This window comes from Neobacillus cucumis, from assembly GCF_023715505.1.
The window spans coordinates 286,888-311,612 of record NZ_JAMBOH010000003.1 but is presented as its reverse complement, the minus strand read 5'-3'; the positions used below and the strand labels follow the sequence as shown (position 1 = coordinate 311,612).

General features: G+C 39.5%; 19 protein-coding genes, 1 pseudogene and 1 other annotated feature. Of the genes and pseudogenes, 18 read left to right on the top strand and 2 right to left on the bottom strand.

Features of this window, described 5'->3' with window-relative positions; translation table 11 throughout:
* Positions 1-116: 116 nt before the first annotated feature.
* The 5 genes and pseudogenes from M3226_RS06665 to M3226_RS06645 all read left to right on the top strand — a co-directional run bounded on the left by M3226_RS06665 (position 117) and on the right by M3226_RS06645 (position 5,090).
* On the top strand, positions 117-578 hold the full coding sequence (locus tag M3226_RS06665; protein ID WP_251563743.1) for a DUF441 domain-containing protein: 462 nt from the start codon (positions 117-119) through the stop codon (positions 576-578).
* Positions 579-1,012: 434 nt separating this feature from the next.
* Positions 1,013-2,131 (top strand): citrate synthase, encoded by a 1,119-nt coding sequence (citZ, locus tag M3226_RS06660; RefSeq protein WP_251563741.1) that lies wholly within the window; start codon positions 1,013-1,015, stop codon positions 2,129-2,131.
* Positions 2,132-2,275: 144 nt separating this feature from the next.
* Entirely contained in the window at positions 2,276-3,544 is a 1,269-nt protein-coding gene (gene icd / locus M3226_RS06655; protein WP_251563739.1) for an NADP-dependent isocitrate dehydrogenase, read from the top strand.
* Positions 3,545-3,688: 144 nt separating this feature from the next.
* Entirely contained in the window at positions 3,689-4,627 is a 939-nt protein-coding gene (mdh, locus tag M3226_RS06650) for a malate dehydrogenase (protein ID WP_251563737.1), read from the top strand.
* 86 nt (positions 4,628-4,713) lie between these two features.
* A pseudogene (locus tag M3226_RS06645) lies at positions 4,714-5,090 on the top strand (MaoC family dehydratase).
* Positions 5,091-5,922: 832 nt separating this feature from the next.
* On the opposite strand, the gene M3226_RS06640 reads toward M3226_RS06645, so the two are convergent.
* Entirely contained in the window at positions 5,923-6,840 is a 918-nt protein-coding gene (locus tag M3226_RS06640; protein WP_251563735.1) for a nuclease-related domain-containing protein, read from the bottom strand.
* 196 nt (positions 6,841-7,036) lie between these two features.
* Between M3226_RS06640 and M3226_RS06635 the strand changes: the two genes are divergently transcribed.
* From M3226_RS06635 to thrS, 13 genes are all read left to right on the top strand, one after another.
* Positions 7,037-7,753, top strand: coding sequence for a response regulator transcription factor (locus tag M3226_RS06635; RefSeq protein ID WP_251563733.1), 717 nt, complete (start codon positions 7,037-7,039; stop codon positions 7,751-7,753).
* Positions 7,750-9,186 (top strand): two-component system histidine kinase PnpS, encoded by a 1,437-nt coding sequence (gene pnpS, locus M3226_RS06630; RefSeq protein ID WP_251563731.1) that lies wholly within the window; start codon positions 7,750-7,752, stop codon positions 9,184-9,186. The genes M3226_RS06635 and pnpS overlap by 4 nt, the downstream gene beginning before the upstream one ends.
* Positions 9,187-11,823: a DNA polymerase I gene (polA, locus tag M3226_RS06625; protein ID WP_251563729.1), complete on the top strand. Its 2,637-nt coding sequence runs from the start codon at positions 9,187-9,189 to the stop codon at positions 11,821-11,823.
* A gap of 15 nt (positions 11,824-11,838) precedes the next feature.
* Positions 11,839-12,666, top strand: a complete 828-nt coding sequence (gene mutM, locus M3226_RS06620) for a DNA-formamidopyrimidine glycosylase (protein WP_251563727.1) — start codon at positions 11,839-11,841, stop codon at positions 12,664-12,666.
* A gap of 102 nt (positions 12,667-12,768) precedes the next feature.
* Positions 12,769-13,404: a sporulation membrane protein YtaF gene (ytaF, locus tag M3226_RS06615; RefSeq protein WP_251563725.1), complete on the top strand. Its 636-nt coding sequence runs from the start codon at positions 12,769-12,771 to the stop codon at positions 13,402-13,404.
* Between the two features lie 19 nt (positions 13,405-13,423).
* Positions 13,424-14,029: a dephospho-CoA kinase gene (gene coaE, locus M3226_RS06610; protein WP_251563723.1), complete on the top strand. Its 606-nt coding sequence runs from the start codon at positions 13,424-13,426 to the stop codon at positions 14,027-14,029.
* Between the two features lie 175 nt (positions 14,030-14,204).
* A complete protein-coding gene (locus tag M3226_RS06605; protein ID WP_251563721.1) occupies positions 14,205-15,236 on the top strand; it encodes a glyceraldehyde-3-phosphate dehydrogenase in 1,032 nt (343 codons plus the stop codon).
* A 168-nt stretch (positions 15,237-15,404) separates the two neighbouring features.
* Positions 15,405-15,794 carry a hypothetical protein gene (locus M3226_RS06600; protein ID WP_251563719.1) on the top strand — a complete coding sequence of 130 codons (390 nt, stop codon included), beginning with the start codon at positions 15,405-15,407 and terminating at the stop codon, positions 15,792-15,794.
* Positions 15,795-15,961: 167 nt separating this feature from the next.
* Complete coding sequence (nrdR, locus tag M3226_RS06595) at positions 15,962-16,423, top strand: transcriptional regulator NrdR (protein WP_026563356.1); 462 nt, start codon at positions 15,962-15,964, stop codon at positions 16,421-16,423.
* A 187-nt stretch (positions 16,424-16,610) separates the two neighbouring features.
* Positions 16,611-18,008, top strand: a complete 1,398-nt coding sequence (locus tag M3226_RS06590; protein ID WP_251563717.1) for a replication initiation and membrane attachment family protein — start codon at positions 16,611-16,613, stop codon at positions 18,006-18,008.
* A 10-nt stretch (positions 18,009-18,018) separates the two neighbouring features.
* Positions 18,019-18,945 (top strand): primosomal protein DnaI, encoded by a 927-nt coding sequence (gene dnaI / locus M3226_RS06585; RefSeq protein ID WP_251563715.1) that lies wholly within the window; start codon positions 18,019-18,021, stop codon positions 18,943-18,945.
* A 137-nt stretch (positions 18,946-19,082) separates the two neighbouring features.
* Positions 19,083-19,964 (top strand): putative sporulation protein YtxC, encoded by an 882-nt coding sequence (ytxC, locus tag M3226_RS06580; protein WP_251563713.1) that lies wholly within the window; start codon positions 19,083-19,085, stop codon positions 19,962-19,964.
* Positions 19,965-20,052: 88 nt separating this feature from the next.
* Positions 20,053-20,299, top strand: a binding site (T-box leader).
* A 96-nt stretch (positions 20,300-20,395) separates the two neighbouring features.
* A complete protein-coding gene (gene thrS, locus M3226_RS06575; RefSeq protein ID WP_251563711.1) occupies positions 20,396-22,330 on the top strand; it encodes a threonine--tRNA ligase in 1,935 nt (644 codons plus the stop codon).
* A 55-nt stretch (positions 22,331-22,385) separates the two neighbouring features.
* Here the strand turns inward: thrS and M3226_RS06570 are convergent, their stop codons facing one another.
* On the bottom strand, positions 22,386-24,602 hold the full coding sequence (locus M3226_RS06570; RefSeq protein ID WP_251563709.1) for a glycerophosphodiester phosphodiesterase family protein: 2,217 nt from the start codon (positions 24,600-24,602) through the stop codon (positions 22,386-22,388).
* Between the last annotated feature and the right edge of the window lie 123 nt (positions 24,603-24,725).

The window sequence follows — 24,725 nt, the reverse complement described above, 5'->3', positions numbered from 1 at the left end:
TTACGAACCAGCTAAGAGAAAGTTTCACTAGATTATAAAAAAGAAAAAAGACAGATGGCACTTCCAGACTTTAAAAAAATAGTATGTTAAGATAATTTGGAAAGGATTGGTGAACAATGTTAAGCGAGTCATTATTATTTCTCTTGCTTTTACTCGTCATCGGATTAATTGCGAAAAATAGTTCCTTGATGATCGCTATTGCAGTCCTGCTATTATTGAAGGCTGGGGGTTTGGAGGCTAAATCCTTTTCCTTCATACAGTCAAAGGGAATTAATTGGGGGGTAACACTGATTACTATTGCTGTACTGGCCCCAATTGCCAGCGGGGATATCGGCTTTAAAGACTTAACCTCATCCTTTAAGTCCCCATATGCTTGGATTGCACTTATTTCGGGGATGCTGGTGGCATTACTTGCAAAGGGTGGTGTCAAACTGTTGGCAGATGACCCGCAGATCACTACCGCATTAGTACTAGGTACGATTCTATCTGTTTCTATATTTAAGGGTGTAGCAGTAGGGCCTTTGATTGGTGCTGGAATCGCCTATACTGCCATGAAAATTTTTGGTTTTTTCACCTAGATTTTTTGTAAAATAATATTTTTTTGCTTTTTTCGGTGTCTTTCCATTCACAAAAATCTGATAATTGTTTATAATAGGCTTGTAAGCGTATCCTTATTTACATAAACTATATATAAATGGTGAATTACTTTTAAAATCTTTTTTTTAAATCATTTTTAATAAGAAACACTTCTTGGATTGATTCCGAGCAATCGCTCAGTCCATAAAAAGAAGAAAAAGATGGGCGTCACTTGACTAAGTCAAATACCATATAACAAGCTTTTAACTCAACTGAAACTGATCATTGCTTTTAGTTGAAATAAGTATTTTTGCCGTAAGGAAAATATAACTGTCTTATCAGGCATAAGTGTAATGATGAGCTGACTGTTAGTGAATGTCAGCAGTTAGGTTTTTAGAAAGATGGGGAAATTTAGAATGTGAGGAGAGATTTTTCTATGACAGTAACACGCGGTCTTGAAGGGGTAGTGGCTACAACATCTTCCATAAGCTCTATTATTGATGACACACTGACATATGTTGGCTATGACATTGATGACTTAGCCGTAAATGCCAGCTTTGAAGAGGTCATTTATTTATTATGGCATCGGAGATTACCAAATGCAGAAGAATTAGCAGAGTTAAAAACACAGCTGGCTGAAAACTCAGCACTGCCAGATGAAGTCATTGAGCATTTTAAGATGTATCCAATTCAAAAGGTACATCCTATGGCTGCCCTTCGTTCAGCCGTTTCATTATTAGGTTTATATGATGACGAAGCGGACTTAATGGACGATGAAGCCAACTATCGAAAAGCAGTTCGCCTGCAAGCGAAAATGCCGGCAATTGTTACTACGTTCGCCCGTGTTAGAAAAGGGCTTGAACCAGTAGCACCAAGAAAAGATTTAAGCTTTGCAGCCAATTTCTTATATATGTTAACCGGCAAAGAACCTGAACCAATTGCGGAAGAAGCGATGAATAAGGCATTGGTGTTACATGCGGATCATGAATTGAATGCATCTACCTTCACTGCCCGCGTATGTGTTGCAACGTTATCTGATGTTTATTCAGGTGTCACATCAGCTATTGGTGCTTTAAAAGGGCCGCTTCATGGCGGTGCTAACGAAGCGGTAATGAAAATGTTAACTGAAATTAGCACACTCGAAAACGTAGAACCATATGTTCGAGGCAAGCTTGCCAACAAAGAAAAAATCATGGGCTTTGGCCACAGAGTATATCGTAAAGGTGATCCTCGTGCCAAGCACTTGAAAAAAATGTCTAAAAAGCTAACAGAGCTAACTGGTGCACCGCACTGGTATGATATGTCGGTTCAGATTGAAGCCATTGTTACAGGCGAAAAGAATTTACCGCCAAACGTTGATTTTTATTCAGCTTCTGTATACCATAGCTTAGGAATCGACCATGATTTAATGACACCAATCTTTGCTGTAAGCCGTGTATCAGGCTGGTTAGCTCATATCCTAGAACAATATGAAAATAACCGTTTGATCCGTCCACGTGCGGAATATACCGGCCCAGGCATGCAAAAATATGTGCCAATTGAGCAAAGAGTTTAATATTTTACTTTTTTTCAAAAAATTGATTCAATAGTATTGAATTAATAAAGGTTAGAGGTTAATCTCTCTAACCTTTGATTCAGTCTTTTGATAGATCTCGAACAAAGTTTAAGGTTTTTTACATACCAGGAGGGAGATTTACAAATGCAAGGCGAAAAAATTACAGTTACAAACGGCGTATTAAATGTACCAAACCATCCGATTATTCCATTTATCGAAGGGGACGGTATCGGTCCTGATATTTGGGCTGCTTCAGAGAGAGTTCTCAATGCAGCTGTAGAAAAAGCCTATAAAGGCGAGCGCAAATTAATCTGGAAGGAAGTTCTAGCTGGCGAAAAGGCTTTTAACCAAACCGGTGAGTGGCTTCCTAAAGAAACACTTGATGTGATCAATGAGTATCTAATTGCAATCAAAGGTCCATTAACCACTCCTGTTGGCGGAGGAATTCGTTCCTTAAACGTTGCTCTGCGTCAAGAGTTAGATTTATTTGTTTGCTTACGTCCAGTAAGATGGTTTGAAGGCGTTCCTTCACCAGTTAAGCGTCCAGAAGATACTGATATGGTCATTTTCCGTGAAAATACTGAAGATATTTATGCCGGTATTGAATATGAAAAAGGAACAGAAGCAGTAAAGAAGGTTATTGACTTCTTACAAAATGAATTAGGTGTTAACAAAATTAGATTCCCTGAAACTTCCGGAATTGGCATCAAGCCGGTTTCTGAAGAAGGAACAAATCGTCTAGTTCGTGCGGCAATTAACTATGCAATTAAAGAAGGACGTAAGTCTGTTACACTTGTGCATAAAGGGAATATCATGAAATTCACTGAAGGCGCATTTAAAAACTGGGGCTATGCTCTTGCAGAAAAAGAATTCGGTGATAAAGTGTTCACTTGGTCACAATATGACCGTATTAAAGCAGAACAAGGCACAGATGCTGCGAACAAAGCTCAAGCTGATGCTGAAGCTGCTGGTAAAATCATCGTGAAAGATGCGATTGCTGATATTTTCTTACAACAAATCCTTACACGTCCACGCGAGTTCGATGTTGTGGCGACATTAAACTTAAACGGCGACTATATTTCTGATGCCCTTGCAGCACAAGTTGGTGGTATTGGAATTGCTCCAGGAGCTAATATCAACTATGAAACAGGGCATGCAATCTTTGAAGCAACACATGGTACTGCCCCTAAATACGCTGGTCTAGATAAAGTAAATCCATCATCTGTTATTTTATCAGGCGTGCTATTACTTGAGCACTTAGGCTGGAATGAAGCGGCAACTATGGTAATTAAATCAGTAGAAAAAACAATTGCATCTAAAGTTGTAACATATGACTTTGCCCGTTTAATGGAAGGTGCAACCGAAGTAAAAACTTCGGAGTTTGGTGATGAGCTTATTAAGAACATGGAATAATCATTTTGCTTGCACAAAGCACATGAGTTTCTAAAAGACCTTTGTTCTCTAAATGCTTTATCAGGAACAGGGGCTGTTATAAACAGCCCCTGTCTGTATGTATATGTTTTAAAAAAACTAATACGTTTAAGGGGAGAGCTTAAAATGTCATTAAAACGTAAAAAGATTTCTGTTATCGGCGGCGGTTTTACTGGTGCGACAACTGCATTTTTACTAGCTCAAAAGGAACTTGGAGATGTTGTTTTAGTTGATATCGCTCCAATGGAAAACCCTACAAAAGGTAAAGCATTAGATATGCTTGAAGCTAGTCCTGTACAAGGTTTTGATGCCAACGTTACTGGTACATCTAACTATGAGGACACACGTGATTCCGATATCGTTGTGATTACAGCTGGTATTGCACGTAAGCCAGGCATGAGTCGTGATGATTTAGTGCAAACAAACCAAAAAGTGATGAAAAGTGTTACACAAGAGATCGTAAAATACTCTCCAAACTGTACAATTGTTGTTTTAACTAACCCAGTTGACGCGATGACTTACACTGTATTCAAGGAATCTGGTTTCCCTAAAAATCGTGTTATCGGTCAATCTGGTGTTCTTGATACAGCTCGGTTCCGGACATTTGTTGCTCAAGAATTAAATGTTTCTGTTAAAGATGTTACGGGCTTCGTTCTTGGCGGCCATGGCGACGATATGGTTCCACTTGTACGCTACTCCTATGCGGGCGGTATTCCATTAGAAACGTTAATTTCTAAAGATCGTTTAGATGCGATTGTGGAACGTACTAGAAAGGGTGGCGGCGAAATCGTAAATCTTTTAGGTAACGGAAGTGCTTACTACGCACCGGCTGCTTCATTAGTGGAAATGTGTGAAGCTATTCTTAAAGATCAACGCCGTGTGTTACCATCCATTGCATACCTAGAAGGTGAGTTTGGCTATGAGGGAATTTATCTTGGTGTACCAACAATCCTTGGTGCAAATGGGATTGAAAAGGTAATCGAATTAGATTTAACTGCTGAGGAGAAGGCAGCATTAGACAAATCAGCCGAATCTGTCCGAAATGTAATGCAAGTATTAGTCTAATAAATTTTTTAGATTCGGGGATCACAAACGGTCTCCGAATTTTTTTGTTTTCTTTTGTAACCGCTCACACTAAGGGGTGTATTTTGATGTTATTAGGAAAAAAAAGAAAGCTAGGCCGAAGAATTGAAGAAATTAGTGTTGGTGAAAGGTTGTCATTAACGGAAAAAATTGAAGACAAGGATCTCCTTTTATTCCTTGGACTGACTGATGATGCAAATCCACTTTATATACAGCATGATTATGCTTCCCAAACCCCTTTTGAAAAGCCGATCGTCCCAAGTATCATTATGGGACAGTTGAGTTTCTATTCGAAGTGGTTGCGGTGCAACGGTCGGAGCATGTAGTGGACATTCATGTCGTTGGAGTAAATGAAGCAAATGTGACGGTGATTGATGGGATGTTAAAGGTATGCCCGCCGCATCGGCTAGGGGATATCCATGGGAAGGTTTTGGATAATTTTTGAATTTGAAATATTTGAGAACATGGGGATGTGGGACTGGGCTAAATATGTCCGCATGGAACGTTCATGAGGACAAAAAGAGTCGGAACTAAAGCCAAAATGTCCGCATGGAACGTTCATGAGGACAAAAAGAGCTGGGGCAAAGGCAAAGATGTCCGTATGGAACGTTCATGAGGACAAAAAGAGTCGGAACTAAAGCCAAGATGTCCGCATGGAACGTTCATGAGGACAAAAAGAGCTGGAGCAAAGGCAAAGATGTCCGCATAGAACGTTCGTGAGGACAAAAAGAGCCGGAGCAAAGGCAAAGATGTCCGCATAGAACGTTCATGAGGACAAAAAGAGTCGGAACTAAAGCAAAGATGTCCGCATAGAACGTTCATGAGGACAAAAAGAGCCGGAGCAAAGGCAAAGATGTCCGCATAGAACGTTCATGAGGACAAAAAGAGTCGGAACTAAAGCAAAGATGTCCGCATGGAACGTTCATGAGGACAAAAAGAGCTGGAGCAAAGGCAAAGATGTCCGCATAGAACGTTCATGAGGACAAAAAGAGCCGGAGCAAAGGCAAAGATGTCCGCATAGAACGTTCATGAGGACAAAAAGAGTCGGAACTAAAGCCAAGATGTCCGCATGGAACGTTCATGAGGACAAAAAGAGTCGGAACTAAAGCCAAGATGTCCGCATAGAGCGTTCATGAGGACAAAAAGAGCTGGAGCAAAGGCAAAGATGTCCGCATGGAACGTTCATGAGGACAAAAAGAGTCGGAACTAAAGCCAAAATGTCCGCATAGAGCACCCGAAGGACATATGCAAGCCCCCCCGTATCACCATAGTATTAATTATTTGTCAACATAGTACGAAAACTTACCATGCCCAATCCGTGAAAACCGCTTTATTAAAATTCTATTAATTACCTTTTTAGACTCTACCACCCCGCACCACTCGTAAACACAATTAGTCGTAATCCTTTTATCCGGAAACAACAGCTTAATTTCTCCCACACTTCTTAAAACAGCAGACTCCACTATTTCCACTTGTCCACAATCAGCACATACAAGCTTTCCACTTGTAATAGAGCATAAAAATGAATTACACTTTGAACAAGTGAAACCTTTACGTAACCTTTCATAATCATAAGTCGGAATCTTTGTATGGGAATAAGGGGACTTAACCTGATGCAATGAAATGAGCTTATCCGCAATCCTTTTATGCCGATTCGTTAATTTAGATGGCTCATTATCTAGTTTTCTCATAAGCTGTTTTAACTGTGGAGGATAGAAAATGGGCTTATCTATTGGAGCTTGATACAAGAAAAACTCCGGGTTTACAAATACAACGCAAGCATCAATAGTTTGGGAAAAGCCAAGTACTTGAAATAATTGGAGGAGTAAGGAGTTGCTCCTTTTTATCTGGTCAAGAGGATTTTTAATAATCTTTCCAAAGTTTGTTTCGAATCGTTCCTCCCGATAACAATAATCCCCTTCATAATTTTTAACCTCAAAGAAATAAAAAGTGTCTTGGAAAATAATTGAAGTATCAAGCTGGAACGATGTGTTATTAACTTCAAGATTCAAATCATTTAAAATTAAGCAATCACTTTGCAGTTGCTCTTCTAATAAATCAAACCGGACCTCCCCTTCAAAACCTTTCTCTTTATAAAGATAGTACTTTTGCTGCTCCGATGTAAAATCCATTCGATTATTTAAGATCCTAAGAACCTTTAACTCTTCCGGTACCGAACGTGGTTTATATGCCATATTACACGACCTTTCTTTTACAAATACTATTGTATAAAACAAAAATGTCGGTACCGGAGAGAATTGTGAATTCTTTGTAAACTTTTTTACATGAAAGCGGTCTTATTTAACAAATATCAATCTTAGCCCATAAAACTAGATAATCGATATTCCTTATAGATATAATGAGGGTATCTAGTAAAGTGGGGGTTATCTGATGAAAAATAAAGTGCTAGTTGTCGATGATGAACAATCAATCGTGACATTACTTCAATATAATTTAGAACAGGCTGGATTTGAAGTTGTTACAGCTATGGATGGGGCAGAAGGAAAACGATTAGCCGAATCAGCGTCACCAGATATTATTATCTTAGACTTGATGCTGCCAAACATAGATGGAATGGATGTTTGTAAACAACTGCGTCAACAAAATATTATGACCCCAATCCTCATGTTAACTGCAAAAGACGATGAGCTTGATAAAATTATAGGACTCGAGCTTGGTGCTGATGATTATATGGTCAAGCCTTTTAGTCCGCGAGAGGTCATCGCCCGGGTCAAAGCCATTTTAAGAAGAACTCAAATCCAAACAGAAACAACCGCGGACAATAATCAAACAGAAGAGCAGATTCAGATAGGAAAATTAACGATTTACCCAGGAAAATATGAAGCCTTTTTCCAAGAAAATCAATTGGAATTAACCTTGAAGGAATTTGAATTGCTCCTTTATCTTGGACAGAATAAAGGGCGTGTATTGACCAGGGATCAATTGCTCAGTGCTGTTTGGAATTATGATTTTGCAGGCGATACTAGAATTGTCGATGTTCATATTTCACACCTTCGAGAAAAAATTGAAGAAGATACAAAAAAGCCTGCCTACATCAAAACGATTCGCGGCCTTGGCTATAAACTGGAGGAGCCTAAGGGAGAATGATCAAGTTCCGCTCAAGGACTTTCATTGCATTAATTAGTTTACTTGTGGTTGTATTAATAGGATTAGGTATATTGCTTGGGCAATTTTTTAAATATAATTTTTTAGACACGCTGAATGACCAAGTAAAAGTAGAAATCTGGTGGCTTTTATCAGCTGGTTTCGGGACAGCTATCATTGTCACTGTGATACTTGGAATCAGGATTACCACAAGGTACACAAAGCCGATTAAAGCGGCAACCGAAGTGGCAATCGAACTTGCACATGGTAATTATCGTGCCCGTACAACAGTGAACCGGTTAGATGATACCGGAATGTTAGCTTCTTCTATTAACATGCTGGCAGAGAATCTTCAGGAACTCACCAAAGTTCGAGATATCCAGCAGGACCGCTTGAGCGCATTGATTGAAAATATGGGAGCTGGTTTAATCCTAATTGACAGCAGAGGGTATATTAATTTAGTCAACAAGGGCTATATTGATATTTTTCATATCAATCCGAGTGAGTATCTAAATAAACAATATTATGAAGTTGTTGAATATGAAGAGATTTGTCAGCTTATTGCAGAGGTATTCCGTACGGAACAAAAAGTAAGTAAGCAATTACATTTACCTTTGCAGATAGAAAGAAAATATTTTATCGTTTATGGTGTTCCAATCATCGGCGCTAACAATGTCTGGAAGGGTGTACTGCTCGTATTTCACGATATATCCGAAATCAAAAAACTGGAACAAATACGTAAGGATTTTGTCGCCAATGTTTCTCATGAATTAAAAACCCCAGTCACCTCGATAAAGGGTTTTACCGAAACCCTCCTAGATGGTGCAATGAATAACAAGGAAACGCTACAATCGTTTCTCTCGATCATCTTAAAAGAAAGCGACCGGCTGCAGTCATTAATTCAAGATCTATTGGACCTTTCAAAAATTGAGCAGCAGGGCTTTCAGTTAAATATTCAGTCGATTGATTTATATTCCCTTCTTCAAGATGTCCTTAAACTGTTGGAGGGGAAAGCTAATACGAAAAACATTCAGTTCGAGTTTCACTGTAAACTGAACCAAGTCCAAATAAAAGGGGATTTGGATCGCTTAAAGCAGGTGTTTATCAATCTAATCAATAATGCGATTACCTATACACCGGCTGATGGGGTGGTTAGTATAAACCTGCTTGACAGTGATAAAAATGTGCGTATTTCTGTAAAGGATACTGGAGTGGGTATTAGTAAAGAAGATATTCCCCGGATTTTTGAACGATTTTACCGGGTGGACCGAGCGAGAAGTCGAAACTCTGGTGGTACTGGCCTTGGCTTAGCCATAGTGAAACATTTAATAGAAGCCCATCACGGGAGCATAAGTGTGAAGAGTAAATTGGGAGAAGGCAGTGAATTTATCATTGAACTGCCAAAAGAAGGAATTTTGAAGGATGGTGAAGGTTAAATGGATAAGAAAAAGCTTGTGCTGATTGATGGGAATAGTATTGCTTATCGCGCCTTTTTTGCGCTCCCATTACTTAATAATGATAAGGGAATACATACAAATGCTGTTTATGGTTTTACCATGATGTTGATGAAAATATTAGAGGATGAAAAGCCGACCCATATGCTGGTTGCCTTTGATGCAGGTAAAACGACGTTTCGGCATAAAACCTTTGGCGAGTACAAAGGCGGCCGGCAAAAAACACCGCCTGAGCTGTCAGAGCAGTTCCCGTTCATTCGTGATCTGTTGGATGCCTACGGTATTTCAAGGTATGAGCTCGAAAATTACGAAGCAGATGATATTATAGGTACGCTTTCACTTATTGCTGAAAAGGACGGCTTTGAGGTAAAAGTCATCTCCGGTGATAAAGACTTAACACAGCTATCCTCGCCAATCACCACTGTCGGCATTACCAGAAAAGGAATAACAGATATTGAGGAATATACCCCTGAGCATGTCGCAGAAAAATACGGCCTGATTCCAGAGCAAATAATTGATATGAAAGGCTTGATGGGAGACCCATCCGATAATATCCCAGGGGTTCCGGGTGTAGGTGAAAAGACCGCCATTAAGCTTCTTAAAGAATTTTCCACCTTGGAAAACTTATTAGATTCCATTGACCAGGTAAGCGGAAACAAGCTGAAGGAAAAATTAGCTGAATTTAAAGAACAAGCTATAATGAGCAAAGAACTTGCGACCATTGAACGGCAAGCGCCTGTCGAAGTGGAGATAGATACGATTGCTTATGAAGGCTATACAAGAGAAAAACTAATCAGCTTATTTAAAGAATTAGGCTTCAACTCGTTACTTGAAAAGCTCGGGGATGAACCAATCGAAACAGTAGAACATGTGCTCGAGGATATCGACTACGTGATTCCAGAAGAAATTACCGAAGACCTCTTTGCTGATCACAATTATTTCTATGTTGAAATGCTTGATGATAATTATCATTATGCCGATATTATTGGCTTTTCAATTGTGAATGAAACAGGGCATTATTACTTGCCGACAGAGCTGGCGTTAGAATCAGACGTCTTTAAAAAATGGGCGGAGGATGAACAGAAGAAGAAAATTGTTTATGATGCCAAGCGCTCTGAGGTTTCTTTACGAAGATATGATATCCATTTAAGAGGAACTGATTTTGATATTCTAATGGCAGCATACTTGGTTAATCCATCGGAAAATATTGAAGATTTAGCCGCGATTGCCAAAAGGTATCAAATCCATAATATTCAATCAGACGAATCTTTTTATGGAAAAGGTGCGAAACGGAGGGTTCCTGACATGGCAAAGCTTGCCGAACATCTTGTTCGAAAAAGTCTTGCCATGTCAGATTTAAGAGACAAACTCGAAGATGAATTAAGGGAAAATGAACAGTACGAATTATTCGAGGAATTAGAAATGCCTTTATCGCTAATCTTAGCGGACATGGAATCTTGCGGGATTAGAGTAGAGCAGGACCGGCTGCAGATGATGGGGAAAGAGCTCACAGAGAGGCTCATTGAAATTGAGGGAAAAATATGTGAGTTAGCTGGTGAAAAGTTTAATATTAATTCCCCTAAACAATTGGGTGTGATCCTGTTTGAAAAATTAGGCTTGTATTCCTATAAGAAAACGAAGACTGGTCACTCTACATCAGCCGATGTGTTAGAGAAATTAGCTGAGGATCATGAAATCATACAGTATATCCTTTTATATCGCCAGCTCGGGAAGCTTCAATCCACTTATATTGAGGGCCTGCTCAAGGTCATTAACCCAAAAACGGGAAAGGTCCATACAAGATACCAGCAAACGTTAACAGCAACAGGCCGTTTAAGCTCGATCGATCCGAACCTGCAAAATATCCCGATTCGTCTTGAGGAAGGGCGGAAAATCCGTCAAGCATTTGTTCCTTCCGAAAAGGGCTGGGTGATTTTTGCAGCAGACTATTCGCAGATTGAATTGCGAGTCCTTGCCCATATAGCCGGAGATGAAAAGCTAATTGATGCTTTTAAGCACGATATGGATATCCATACGAAAACGGCGATGGAGGTATTTCATGTTGAAGAAGATGAAGTAACCTCTAATATGAGAAGACAGGCTAAGGCTGTAAACTTTGGGATTGTCTATGGAATCAGTGATTATGGACTTTCGCAATCCTTAGGAATCACAAGGAAAGAAGCAGGACAGTTTATTGACCGTTATCTTCATACGTATCCAGGTGTTAAGGAATATATGGATGATATTATTCACTCTGCCCGACAAAAAGGGTATGTGACCACTTTAATGCAAAGAAGAAGGTACCTGCCTGAAATTACTGCCCGGAATTTTAATTTACGAAGCTTTGCCGAAAGAACAGCGATGAACACTCCAATCCAAGGGACCGCCGCTGATATTATCAAAAAAGCGATGATCGATATGGATGAGGCCTTAAAGGATAAAGGTCTTCAAACACGTCTCTTACTCCAAGTCCATGATGAATTAATCTTTGAAGCTCCTGAGGAGGAGATTGAAACCTTGAAGAAATTAGTTCCTGATGTCATGGAAAATGCGCTTGAATTAAAAGTACCGTTAAAGGTTGACTATGCCTATGGGCCAACCTGGTTTGATGCTAAATAAAAAGGATGATCTAAATTGCCAGAGCTTCCTGAAGTAGAAACCGTTAGAAAAACATTAAAACAACTTGTCCTTCATAAGGAAATTGCCAACGTTACTGTCTATTGGCCTAAAATCATTAAAAATCCTGTTGAGGTGGAGCAATTTATTGATGCCTTAAAAGGAGAAACAATCGTGGATGTAGGCCGAAGAGGGAAATTTTTAATTATTTATACAGATCAATTTGCGTTGGTGTCTCATTTACGAATGGAGGGAAAATATGGTCTGTATCCAAAAATAGAGCCTTTTGATAAGCACACACATGTGATTTTTCATTTTACTGATGATACCGAGCTAAGATATCGCGATGTGCGCAAATTTGGGACGATGCATCTCTATAAAAAGGGAGAAGAATTCGTACAGCCCCCATTGTTGGAGCTTGGTCCTGAACCATTTTCGGAGGAGTTTACAAAAGAATACTTAACTGAAAAATTAAAAAAGACTAATCGCAGAATTAAAACAGCTTTATTAGATCAAAAATTGTTTGTTGGTCTTGGAAATATCTATGTCGATGAGGCTCTATTTCGTTCAGGTATTCATCCTGAGCGGATTGCAAGTACGCTTAATGAAGCGGAAATATCCGTTCTACATGATGAGATTGTCGCGACCTTAAGTGAGGCGGTTACAAAAGGAGGCAGTACGATTCGTTCGTATGTAAACTCCCAAGGCCAAATCGGTATGTTTCAACTGGACTTATACGCATATGGACGCAAAGGGGAAGCATGTAAAAAATGCGGAACCCCTCTTGAGAAAACCACTGTTGGCGGGCGTGGAACACACTATTGTCCGAACTGCCAGAGAATTTAGGACAGACGCACTGTTTTTTGAAAAAGAGAATAACAAAACACATTGGATGGGCTCCTTCCATATACTATCGTAGTGATTTCGGAGGAAGGAGCCCTATACATCATGGTTCAGTTATTCTCACTTCTTATATTAGCTTTTGCTCTCAGCCTTGACAGCTTTAGCGTTGGCTTCACCTACGGGTTGAGGCAAATGGTTATGCCGCTTAAATCCGTTTTAATTATAGCTACCTGCTCGGCGGTTTCATTAATGATAGCCGTGTCAATTGGACATGGTTTGGAAAGGATACTATCACCGAAACTAACGGCAAGCCTTGGAGGGATTATTTTAATTGTCCTAGGTGCCTGGGTATTGTATCAGTTTTTTCGGCCTGAGAAAGCAAAAGAAGAGCTAACACATGAAAAAACCATCGTTAACTTTGAAATACGCTCTTTAGGAATCGCGATAAACATCCTAAAAAAGCCGATGTCTGCCGATTTTGACCAATCCGGAACCATTACGGGGATCGAAGCCTTAATGCTTGGCTTAGCCTTATCATTAGATTCTTTTGGAGCAGGGATAGGAGCGGCCATGCTTGGGTATTCTCCCTTTTCCTTAGCCTTTGCGGTCGCCGTCATGAGTTCTCTATTTGTTCTGTTAGGGATCAAAAGCGGCACATTTTTTCATAAATTTGAATGGATTCAAAAATTCACCTTCTTACCAGGAGTCTTATTAATCATCATTGGAGTTATGAAGTTATAAACCCAGAAAGGATTAGAACATGTCACTAGTTATAGGGCTAACAGGCGGAATTGCCAGTGGAAAAAGTACAGTTTCAAATATGTTGAAAGAAATGTCGATCACCGTTATCGATGCAGATATAGAAGCCCGCTTAGCAGTAATGAAAGGTGAATCCGCTTACAAGCAAATAATTGCTGAATTTGGCGATGGTATTCTTTTAGAAAATGGAGAAATCGACCGGCAAAAACTTGGCGCGATTATCTTTCATCAAGCTGACAAACGGAAGCGATTAAATGAAATAACTCATCCGGAAGTAAGACGAAGAATGCTTGAACAAGTGGAGACTGCTAAAAGGAATAACGAAGAGGTTGTGGTTTTGGATATCCCCTTATTATTTGAAAGTAAACTAACCGCAATGGTTGAAAAAACGTTACTGGTTTATGTGGACAGTGACATCCAATTGCAAAGATTAGTGGAGAGAAATAACCTAACCATTGCAGATGCCCAAGCAAGAATCAACTCTCAAATGCCCTTATCAGAAAAAATCAGGCTTGCAGATGCTGTAATTAATAATAATGGAACGCTCGAAGACACAAAGCAACAGCTCCTTATGATATTAGAAAAGTGGGGCTTAAAACAAAAATAATCGATTGGAGGAGGCTTTAGCCTTCTTTTTTTTTGGGAGCAAATGGTGTATTGCCCGAATTTAAAATAAATAAAAAAATTCCGCTATTTAATGATCACAATTAAACCTAAATATGTTATACTAATTCCAACAATACTAGTTAACAGTATAACACTAATGCGGAAGGGGCCGTAAAATGAAAGCGAGAATTGCCATTAATGGATTTGGGAGAATTGGAAGGATGGTTTTTAGAAAAGCAATCCTTGAAAGTAATCTTGAGGTTGTAGCAATCAATGCGAGCTATCCGGCAGAAACATTAGCTCATCTAATTAAATATGATACAAATCATGGGCCATTTCAGGGGGATGTCATCCCTTTAGATAAAGAATTAATTGTCAATGGTAAAAGAGTTAAACTTATAAATAACCGTGTGCCTGAGGAATTGCCATGGAGAGAACTTGGGATTGATATTGTTATTGAGGCAACGGGAAAATTTAATTCTCGTGAAAAAGCTGCACTACATCTTGAAGCAGGCGCAAAAAAGGTTATTTTAACAGCACCAGGCAAAAATGAGGACGTTACGATTGTAATGGGGGTAAATGAAGATAGGCTTGATCTCACACAACATGATATTATCTCCAATGCCTCATGTACAACAAACTGTCTTGCTCCCGTTGCAAAGGTATTAGATGAAAAATTCGGTATTGAGTGTGGTTTAATGACAACCATCCACTCTTACACAAATGATCAAAAAAATATCGACAATCCACATAAAGACTTGCGGAGAGCCCGTTCATGTGGACAATCTATCATTCCAACTACAACAGGAGCGGCCAAGGCAATTTCATTGGTACTGCCACAATTAAAAGGGAAACTCCATGGGATGGCATTGCGTGTTCCTACGCCAAATGTCTCGTTAGTCGACCTAGTGGTAGATTTAAAGTGTGATGTTACACTAGACGATATTAATCAGGCATTCTTAGAAGAGGCCAACGGCTCATTAAAAGGAATCTTGGAATTTACCATGGAACCTTTAGTATCTGTAGACTTTAATACAAACTCGCATTCTGCTATTATTGACGGCCTTTCGACGATGGTAATGGGAACGAGAAAAGTGAAAGTCTTAGCCTGGTATGATAATGAATGGGGCTATTCATCCAGAGTGGTCGATCTCGCTCTTTATGTGGCAGAGGGAATCGCCAAAATGTCGAAGGTGAAAGTCAGCTAATCATTTCTCACAAGCATTTATGAAAATGCTGTCGTTTGACAGCATTTTTTTAGTGGTTTAAAATAAAAAGCAACAAGAGGTGTACCAAATCGTACACCTCTTTTTATATTTTTATGAGAATGTTGTAAAATAGATAAAAAAGGAAGAATTCTGGAGGGTATGGCTGCTATGGTGAATATTTTTACACGTTTTAAAAAACAAATTGAAACGTCTGATCGAAATACGGAAGACTCTTTAAAAACGCACTATTATAAGGCAACCTTTAATCAATTGTTTCAGTCTGTAGAAAAGTTATTTCATGATGATGCGGATTGCCGGGTAACGACAGTCTCTAAAGACCATGGGGAGATTGCTGTTGAAATTAATAAACCGATCCCTTGCTTTCTTGTTGTAACAATTGTTTCAGTCAAACCATTGGAAACGGCAGTGGATTTTAATATTTCTTCCGAAAGTTTTTCCATCCTAGGCATGTACCCTCAGTTGAAAAAGAGGATTGAATCCTATTATGGAAAGATTAATAATCTACATAACCTTGTCGAAATAAGGAAAAACTCGTAATCCCCTACTTGTATAAAAGTCTGCTTTTTTATAAGATAAACTTAAGGATTTTGTTCGGGATTATAGGCATGTTTTTAGACAAATAAGAAACCTATCACGCCTTTGTCTTCGCTCCTTTGGGGAAAACCAGTGGCAAGTTCTTTTATTCAGTTTGGAGTTGATTAACAATGAAGTGCCCTTCATGTCAAAATTACGGTACACGTGTGCTTGATTCCCGGCCTGTTGATGAAGGACGTGCAACACGGAGAAGAAGAGAATGTGAGGAATGCGGTTATCGGTTTACTACTTTTGAGAAGATTGAAGAGATTCCTTTGATTGTAGTGAAAAAGGAAGGAACAAGAGAAGAATTCAGCCGTGATAAAATCCTAAGGGGCTTGATTAAGGCGTGTGAGAAACGCCCAGTAGCTTTAAAGGAGTTAGAGGATATTACGCATGGTGTAGAAAAAGACCTTCGCAGCCAGGGCATTTCCGAAATCAAAAGTGAAGCGATTGGCGAGATGGTTATGGACAGGCTTGCGCATGTAGATGAAGTCGCCTACGTACGGTTTGCTTCCGTTTACCGCCAATTTAAGGATATCAATGTATTTATAGACGAATTAAAGGAACTAATAAAAAAGGAAAAGTCGTAAAAGGAGCTAAAAATTTTGGCTCTTTTTGTTTAGAAGGCGAATGGCCTTGAACAGGGCGACAAGCATAAGACAATCCGGTGAGAAGGTTGCTTTTTAACCTTCTTGCCGGATTGACTTATGACCTCGAGCCCCTAGGTGCTGTAGCTGGACTTTTATTTTATTTATACAGGGGAAGGGTTGAATTGATATGGCGCAGCATTGGCAGGAAATTCTTCCGATCGACCGTTATATGGTAGCTGCCGGAGGGCTGCTGCATGAGTATGATCGGAAAGTGCTGACGTTTTTATATCAGCCTTTGATTGGGTCAACTTGCTTAAGTTTGTATTTGACGCTTTGGGCAGAGCTTGAGGAAAATCGTCTCTGGTCCGAATCATCCACACACCATCTATTAATGAATCTGATGGGGATGAATTTAAAGGAAATTTACGAAGCACGGTTAAAGTTGGAGGGAATCGGGTTAATCAAGACCTATGTCAAAACGGTTGATGAAGAGCGTTCCTTCATTTATGAGCTTCAGCCGCCTTTAAATCCGGAGCAGTTCTTTTTAGATGGAATGTTGAACATCTATTTGTTCCGAAAAATCGGGAAGAACCATTTTGCCCGGCTGAAGCGGTTTTTTACTGATAAACAAAAACCAAAGGAAAATGAATTTCAAGATGTAACAAAAGCATTCCAGGATGTGTTCGCCTCGGCCACACTTGGGAGCATGCAATATATACAAGATGTTTCAGGGGAATTACAAGCAGAAGAGGATGAACGATTTATTGGGCGTCAGGAGCAAAAGGGGATTCAACTCGATGTCGATACTTTTGATTTTGGTCTGCTAATGGCCGGATTAAATGAATCGCTTGTACCTAAAAAGGCATTAACGAAAAAAGTGAAAGAAGTCATTAGTAATCTTTCATTCCTCTATAATATAAATCCGATTGAAATGAAAAATTTAATTCTTGACGCCATTAATCCAAATAATGAAATCGATCTCGAAGAATTAAGAAAAGCAGCACGGAACTGGTATCAATTTGAAAATAATGAGCAGTATCCAAGCTTAGTAGAACGGACACAGCCGCCAAGGTACCGAGTCCAATTGGACGAGCCAAAGACGAAAGAAGAATTGTTGGTCCGTTCGTTAGAAACTACCTCCCCTGCTAAGGTATTTAGAGATGCTTCACACGGAATTGAACCATCTGATACCGAATTGAAAATTATTGAAGATGTGATGTTCAAGAAGAAATTACTGCCTGGTGTTGTAAATGTTCTCATCCAATATGTGCTGTTAAAAGCGGATTCGAAATTTACTAAGAATTATGTTGAGCAGATTGCCAGTCATTGGGCGCGTAAGGAAGTTAAAACAGTAAAAGAGGCAATGGATTTAGCTAGAAGTGAACATAGTAAGTACCTTTCCTGGGATAAAGAAAAGAAAAACAGAAAAGCGTCTAATAAAAAGCCTATTAGGACAGAGCTTTTGCCTGATTGGTTTGATAAAGAGCCAAAGAAAGAACCTGCAGAAGGTCCAGAAGAAAAAAAACCTGATTTAGAGGCTAAAAAACGTGAAATCGAAGAAATGTTAAAAGCAATCGAAGATTAAGAGGTGACATATGGAAAAGATAAACCGAACACTAAAACGGATAGCCTCAAGTGAAAACTTTCAAAAACGTTACGAAAAAATGCGGCAAGAAACGCTCTCGCACCCGGCTGTTAAATCGTTTATATTGGAACATCAAGATGAACTGACAAAGGATTCAATCGAAAAGGGCTTAAATAAGCTATATGAGTACATTAATCAAAGTAAAGAATGTAATAAGTGTGAGAGTCTTGATGGCTGTATCAATATGATGAAAGGATACCAGCCGGAGCTGGTATTAGTAAGAAATATAATTGATGTCCGTTATGAAAGATGCCCAAGAAAAATAATGGACGATGAAAAACGAAAAAATGAAAAGTTAATTAAAAGTTTATATGTCCCTAAAGATATTTTGAATGCTACGTTTGAGGATTTAGAACATGATGATAATCGAATCGATGCCATTCAAAAATCACTTTCATTTATTTTAAACTATGAACAAGGGAAGCCGGCAAAGGGTTTATTTTTATATGGAGAATTTGGAGTTGGGAAATCGTATTTACTTGGCGCCATTGCGAACAAGCTGGCCAAAAAACAAATTTCCTCGATGATCGTTTATGTCCCGGAATTATTGCGAGAAATGAAAAGTTCAATAGCCGATTCCACCTTAAATGAAAAAATTGAGGCCCTAAAAAAAGAACCGATTTTAATGCTGGATGATATCGGGGCGGAGGCTATGTCAAGCTGGACAAGGGATGAGGTTCTTGGACCTATCCTGCAGTTTCGAATGCTGGAAAACCTTCCTACCTTTTTTACGTCAAACTTTGATTTAAAAGGGCTCGAGCACCATTTAACCTATAGCCAGCGTGGCGAGGAAGAGAAAATGAAAGCCCGCAGAATTATGGAAAGAATCCGTACCTTAAGCCTGCCCGTTTTAGTTGATGGGCCGAATAGGAGATAATATTAGAATAAATGGATTGCCGGTCTCCGGCGGTCCTTTTTAATTTAAATAATATTTCTGAGGCCTAGCGTACTTCTATTTTGGCCAAGTCCCCCATATATATTAAACAGAGATTTTTCTAAAAAGGGGGGATTTGGTTGGCGGAAATTATCTTCCAAAGCAAGAAGGATGCGAAGCGGTTTTATAACCACTTGCTAACGTATTTACCATGCATTTCGGATGAAAAAACTATTCTTCTAATAGAAGATCGACATATAGTACAAGTTTTAGATGGCAGCATATCTAATGAAATGTTTCATAAGGTGAAAACAGCCGTTTATGATTTTATTACCACCGTGAAACGTAATGACTGGTTTCGAGATATTATTAAGAATCACTATTTTTTTCATAATGAGGAAGAACAACAGCAGATTATGGAAATTATTTATTCCATCCTGGAAGGTCAAAGACAGGATCTTGCCGTTTTCTTAAAGGAAGCCGATAAAGAGACGTCTTTTATTGAGGATGCAGTGGAGCAGATTTTTCAAGCCAATGTATCTTTCTCCTTCGATTCATTGCTAAAATTCCGCTTGCGTCCATACCTGCAGATGCTCGAAGAATATGTAGAACTCGCCATTGATGAATACAAAATGGAGCAGGAATATCAAATGTTTATCCAGATGCTCCGCGACTTTTTAGTAAAGCGGGAGCCGAAAATAGCGACTCTGCATGTATTATTTGACGAGGAAATTACGTTTTATAATGAGGAGTTGGCAGAAATTAAACGGGGGGAATTAACAAGAATGATTGACCGAAAATTATTAGTCAATCATCCAGTATATGTTGATTCTGTCTCAATCGCACCACTCTTATCAATTGCTCCTACTTCTATTTATCTTTATACGAATAACCCAGATGAGCCGCTGGTAAGAACAATCAAAAATATTTTTGAAGAACGGGTGACAATTAAAAATTATACTGCCTTAAGAAGTTTAAAAAAATGGACAGCGGAACCAGGGTCATCAGAAAATCATGCATAAAGTCATAAAATAATGTCAATATTTAGTTTTATGTACCTTGCTTTTTCAAAAGTAAATGATTATAATAACGTACATAGCAAATATTGTAGTAAAAGTAATGATAAGGACAATAGTATTTCTTTACGGTTTTTAGAGAGGAAGACCACGGGCTGAAAGTCTTCTAACACGGAATAAATACTTACCACCTTTAAACTTCAACAGTGAATTTTTCTTTTTTAGAAATTAGTAATTGTTGACGGTTTACAGCCGTTACCTGACCAAAGTCATTTTTAATTGTATTTATTAAAAATGAAAAATTGGGTGGAACCACGTGTTAATCAAAACTCGTCCCTATTCCTAGGGACGGGTTTTTTTATTTTTTTACAAGGAGAAATGTCCAGCTCCAGCCCTCGGGCAAGGCGCTTCCGCATTTCAATTAAGGAGGAGTTAATATGTCAGATGTTGTTAAGATTTCGTTTCCTGATGGGGCAGTAAAGGAGTTCCCTAAAGGGACAACAACAGAAGATATTGCCGCTTCCATCAGCCCGGGCCTCAAGAAAAAGGCAATTGCCGGTAAATGGAACGGACAAATGGTTGATCTTCGCCGTCCTATTCTGAAAGACGGTTCTATAGAAATCGTTGTACCTGAATCAAATGAGGCGTTAGAGGTGTTGCGCCACAGTACAGCCCATCTAATGGCACAAGCTGTGAGAAGACTATATCCAGATGTCAATTTAGGGGTTGGTCCGGTTATTGAAGGCGGCTTCTATTATGACATGGACCTTGATGTATCGTTAACACCTGAGGATTTGCCAAAGATTGAAAAGGAAATGGCGAAAATCGTCAATGAAAATCTTGAAATCGTTCGTAAGGAAGTCAGCCGTGCTGAAGCTGTCCAGCTTTTTAAAGAAGCGGGAGATCCTTACAAGCTTGAACTAATTGAAGCGATTCCGGATGAAGAAACAGTAACAATCTATGAGCAAGGCGAATTTTTCGACCTTTGCCGTGGTGTTCATGTCCCTTCTACTGGAAAAATCAAAGAATTTAAGCTATTAAGTATTGCAGGTGCTTATTGGCGTGGCAACAGCGATAATAAAATGCTGCAGCGCGTTTATGGTACTGCCTTCTTCAAGAAGGAAGACTTAAAAGAGCATCTTCGTTTATTAGAAGAAGCAAAAGAGCGTGATCATCGTAAAATAGGGAAAGAATTAAGTCTATTTACAAGTAACCAATTGGTTGGTCAAGGCTTGCCGTTATGGCTTCCTAAAGGGGCAACAATCCGCCGTGTGATTGAACGTTACATTGTTGATAAAGAACAGCGTCTTGGTTATGATCATGTGTACACTCCTATTATGGGAAGCGTAGATTTATACAAAACTTCAGGTCACTGGGACCATTACCATGAAGACATGTTCCCAATTATGGAAATGGATAACGAGCAATTAGTCCTCCGCCCCATGAACTGTCCGCATCATATGATGGTGTACAAAAACAGCATGCACAGCTACCGTGAGCTTCCAATTCGGATTGCTGAGCTTGGGCTAATGCATCGTTACGAAATGTCAGGGGCATTAGCCGGATTGCAGCGTGTCCGTGGGATGACATTAAATGATGCTCATATTTTTGTCCGTCCAGATCAAATTAAAGATGAATTCAAACGTGTTGTGAACTTAATTCTAGAAGTATATAAAGACTTTAATATTAACGATTACTCGTTCCGTCTTTCTTACCGCGATCCGCAAGATACTGAAAAGTATTTTGATGATGATGCGATGTGGGAAAAAGCACAAAGCATGTTGAAGGAAGCAATGGATGACCTTGGCCTTGATTATTTCGAAGCTGAAGGAGAAGCAGCCTTCTATGGTCCTAAGCTCGATGTGCAAGTGAGAACTGCACTTGGTAAAGATGAAACATTATCAACTGTTCAGTTAGATTTCTTACTGCCTGAGCGATTTGATTTAAATTATGTCGGGGAAGATGGCAAGCAGCATCGTCCTGTTGTTATTCACCGCGGCGTGGTGTCGACAATGGAACGGTTTGTTGCTTACTTGATTGAAGAATACAAAGGTGCATTCCCTACATGGCTTGCGCCAGTACAGGTGCAAGTGATTCCGGTTTCACCTGACGCTCATTATGAATATGCGAAACAGGTTCAGGAACAGCTGCAAAATGAAGGCTTGCGGGTGGAATTAGATGGCCGTGATGAAAAAATCGGCTATAAAATTCGTGAAGCACAAATGCTGAAAATACCATATATGCTGGTTGTTGGTGACAAAGAAGTGGAAGACAATGCTGTCAACGTCCGGAAATATGGAGAACAAAAATCAGAAACGAAGCCATTTGTTGATTTCCTTGCAGGACTTCTAGCAGAGGTAAAACGCGGCTAACTTAGTACGGAAAAATACCACAGCCTTTTGGACTGTGGTATTTTTATAGCTATTTTTAGTTCTCCAGCTGGAACGTATGAGTAAAATGAGACTTTCCGTTTTCATCCTGGATTTCAACAGTTGCCTGCTTGCTTGCAGGATCCACCTTAAACACACCGAAGTTGAAAAAATTCCCCTCTGTATATAATTTCTCAGGACCAAAAGTTGGGTCTAGGGTTCCTGGATTGATTTTTACAGCGCCAATCGGACCGCTGATAAGTTCATTATAATCCGTTTTTCCATCCTTATTGGCGTCATATTTGATAACTTCGGCAAAATGGACATCGGTGGTGACGAAAAAGACGTTTTTAATTCCTTTTTCAATAATAAAATCAGAGATTTTTTTGAACTCGTTCTCATAACCTGTTGGGTCATTTGGGTTTACATTATCTCCATTTGCCCATCCATCCCTAGCCATTGCTTTTCCGGTTGGTACGGAGATTGGAACGGAAGTCGCTACTAGTTTCACTTTTGCATCAGACTCGAGAAGCTGCTGCTCTAGCCATTTTAGCTGTTCATCACCTAGCATCTGTTTATCCGGTCCGTCAGCCTGTGTGTTAGGTGAGCGGTAGCCGCGGTTGTTCAGGATCATCATATCCATGGTATTACCCCAAGAGTATTTATGATAAAGCTTGTCCGCTGAACTGCGCTCACTTGAAATCGGCCAATAGTCCTTAAACGCTCTTAATCCGGTTGGAGTAAGCTCCTGAGAAGGACCTGAAAAGTCATTGGTCACTTCATGATCATCCCAAATTGAGAACGTTCCTGTTTTTTGCAAAAGACTGCGTAAACCAGCATCTGTGCGGTTTTCTTTATATTTAGCCCAGAAATCCTGAACTGTTTTAGAAGGAGGGTTAGGGACAGCAGGTGTTTTATTATCTGCATAAATGGTGTCCCCGCTAAATAGGAAGAAGTCTGGATTTAAAGCAGACATTGCCTTGAAAGATTTATATGGCGGAATCTCTCCCTGGCCGCCAGTATCTCCACCCCAAACCATTGTCATTGGCTTTAAGCTGTTTTCCTCCGGTGCAGTCTTAAAGGATCCGGTTACCATATACTTACTGGAAAGTGCATGAGCACGATAATAATATTTTGTATCGGCTTTTAATCCCTTGACCTCTACATTTACTGTGAAATCGTCCTCTTCAGCAGCATGACTTGTTTTTACAATTGTATGATTTTTAAAATTGCTGTCAGTTGAAATTTCAAATTGAACTCCTGCTTCTCCATTTGTACGAGCCCATAAAATGGCTGAAGAATTGGTTACATCACCACTTGCCACTCCATGTGAAATAAATGGCTTTTTCAGTAAATCGTCCAACAGGTCAGGATTATTTGTGAATTCTCCATCGACACCAAGAGAGAGCATGGATACCAAATCGTCCTCAGAATTGACAGTCCAAGGATGAACGAGTAGTTTATTTTGATGTGCTGCCTCCATGAGTTTCGGAACTACTAGCTCCTTACTAGGACCTACGCCGGAAGCGTAATCGGAGATTCGCTTCATCTCCTGGTATACATCTTTTCCTGCCAACATTTTTCCATCATAAAGCTGAATTAGCTTAACATTAGGGGCGAGCGCTTTTAACTTTCGAAGGCTATCCTCGCTAAATGATTCAAGAAAAAGCTTTTCATCATCCAAGGCATTGGTTTTTTTTAAGATTTCGATTACTTGCTCTTCCATACCGGGGTATACGTTTGGTGCTTTTGTTTCCATGTAAAGACCGACTTTTCCATTTCCGTGTTTTTTTACATATTCAATTGCTTCCTTAAGGGTTGGAACCTTTTGCCCTATGTATTCTTGTTTAGCTTTGTCTGGATAAGCTTTATTAAACCATGACCCTGCATCGAGGCGTTTGATTTCATCAAGTGTAAAATCCTTTACCCGCCATGGTGCCCGGTCTGGATAAAGTTCCTTTGCATTGGTTGTTCTCGCCAATGTTTCATCATGCATAGCGATTAACTGGCCATCTTTTGTCATTTGTAAATCAAATTCCACATAATCCGCCTTCATCGTCATTGCTTGCTTATAGGCTGTAAGTGTATGTTCTGGACCGTAAGCAGATGCCCCGCGATGAGCAATAACGGCAACATCAGAATTAATCGGGCGTAATGTAGATTGTCCATTGTCAGTAGCTGTACTTTCAATTGGGTGAGCAAATACTGCTAAAGGAGCTGCAGAAGTTACCGAAAGTGACAAACAAGCAAGGCTGGCGATCAAACCTTTTTTCATTTCATATTCATCTCCTATAAGTTTATGTATTTCAAACATAAAACTATAGGAGAATTGTAAAGTGGGAATTACTAGAATATTAATCTTCTGTAAAAGGAGCATAAACAGTACCTTTTACCCATC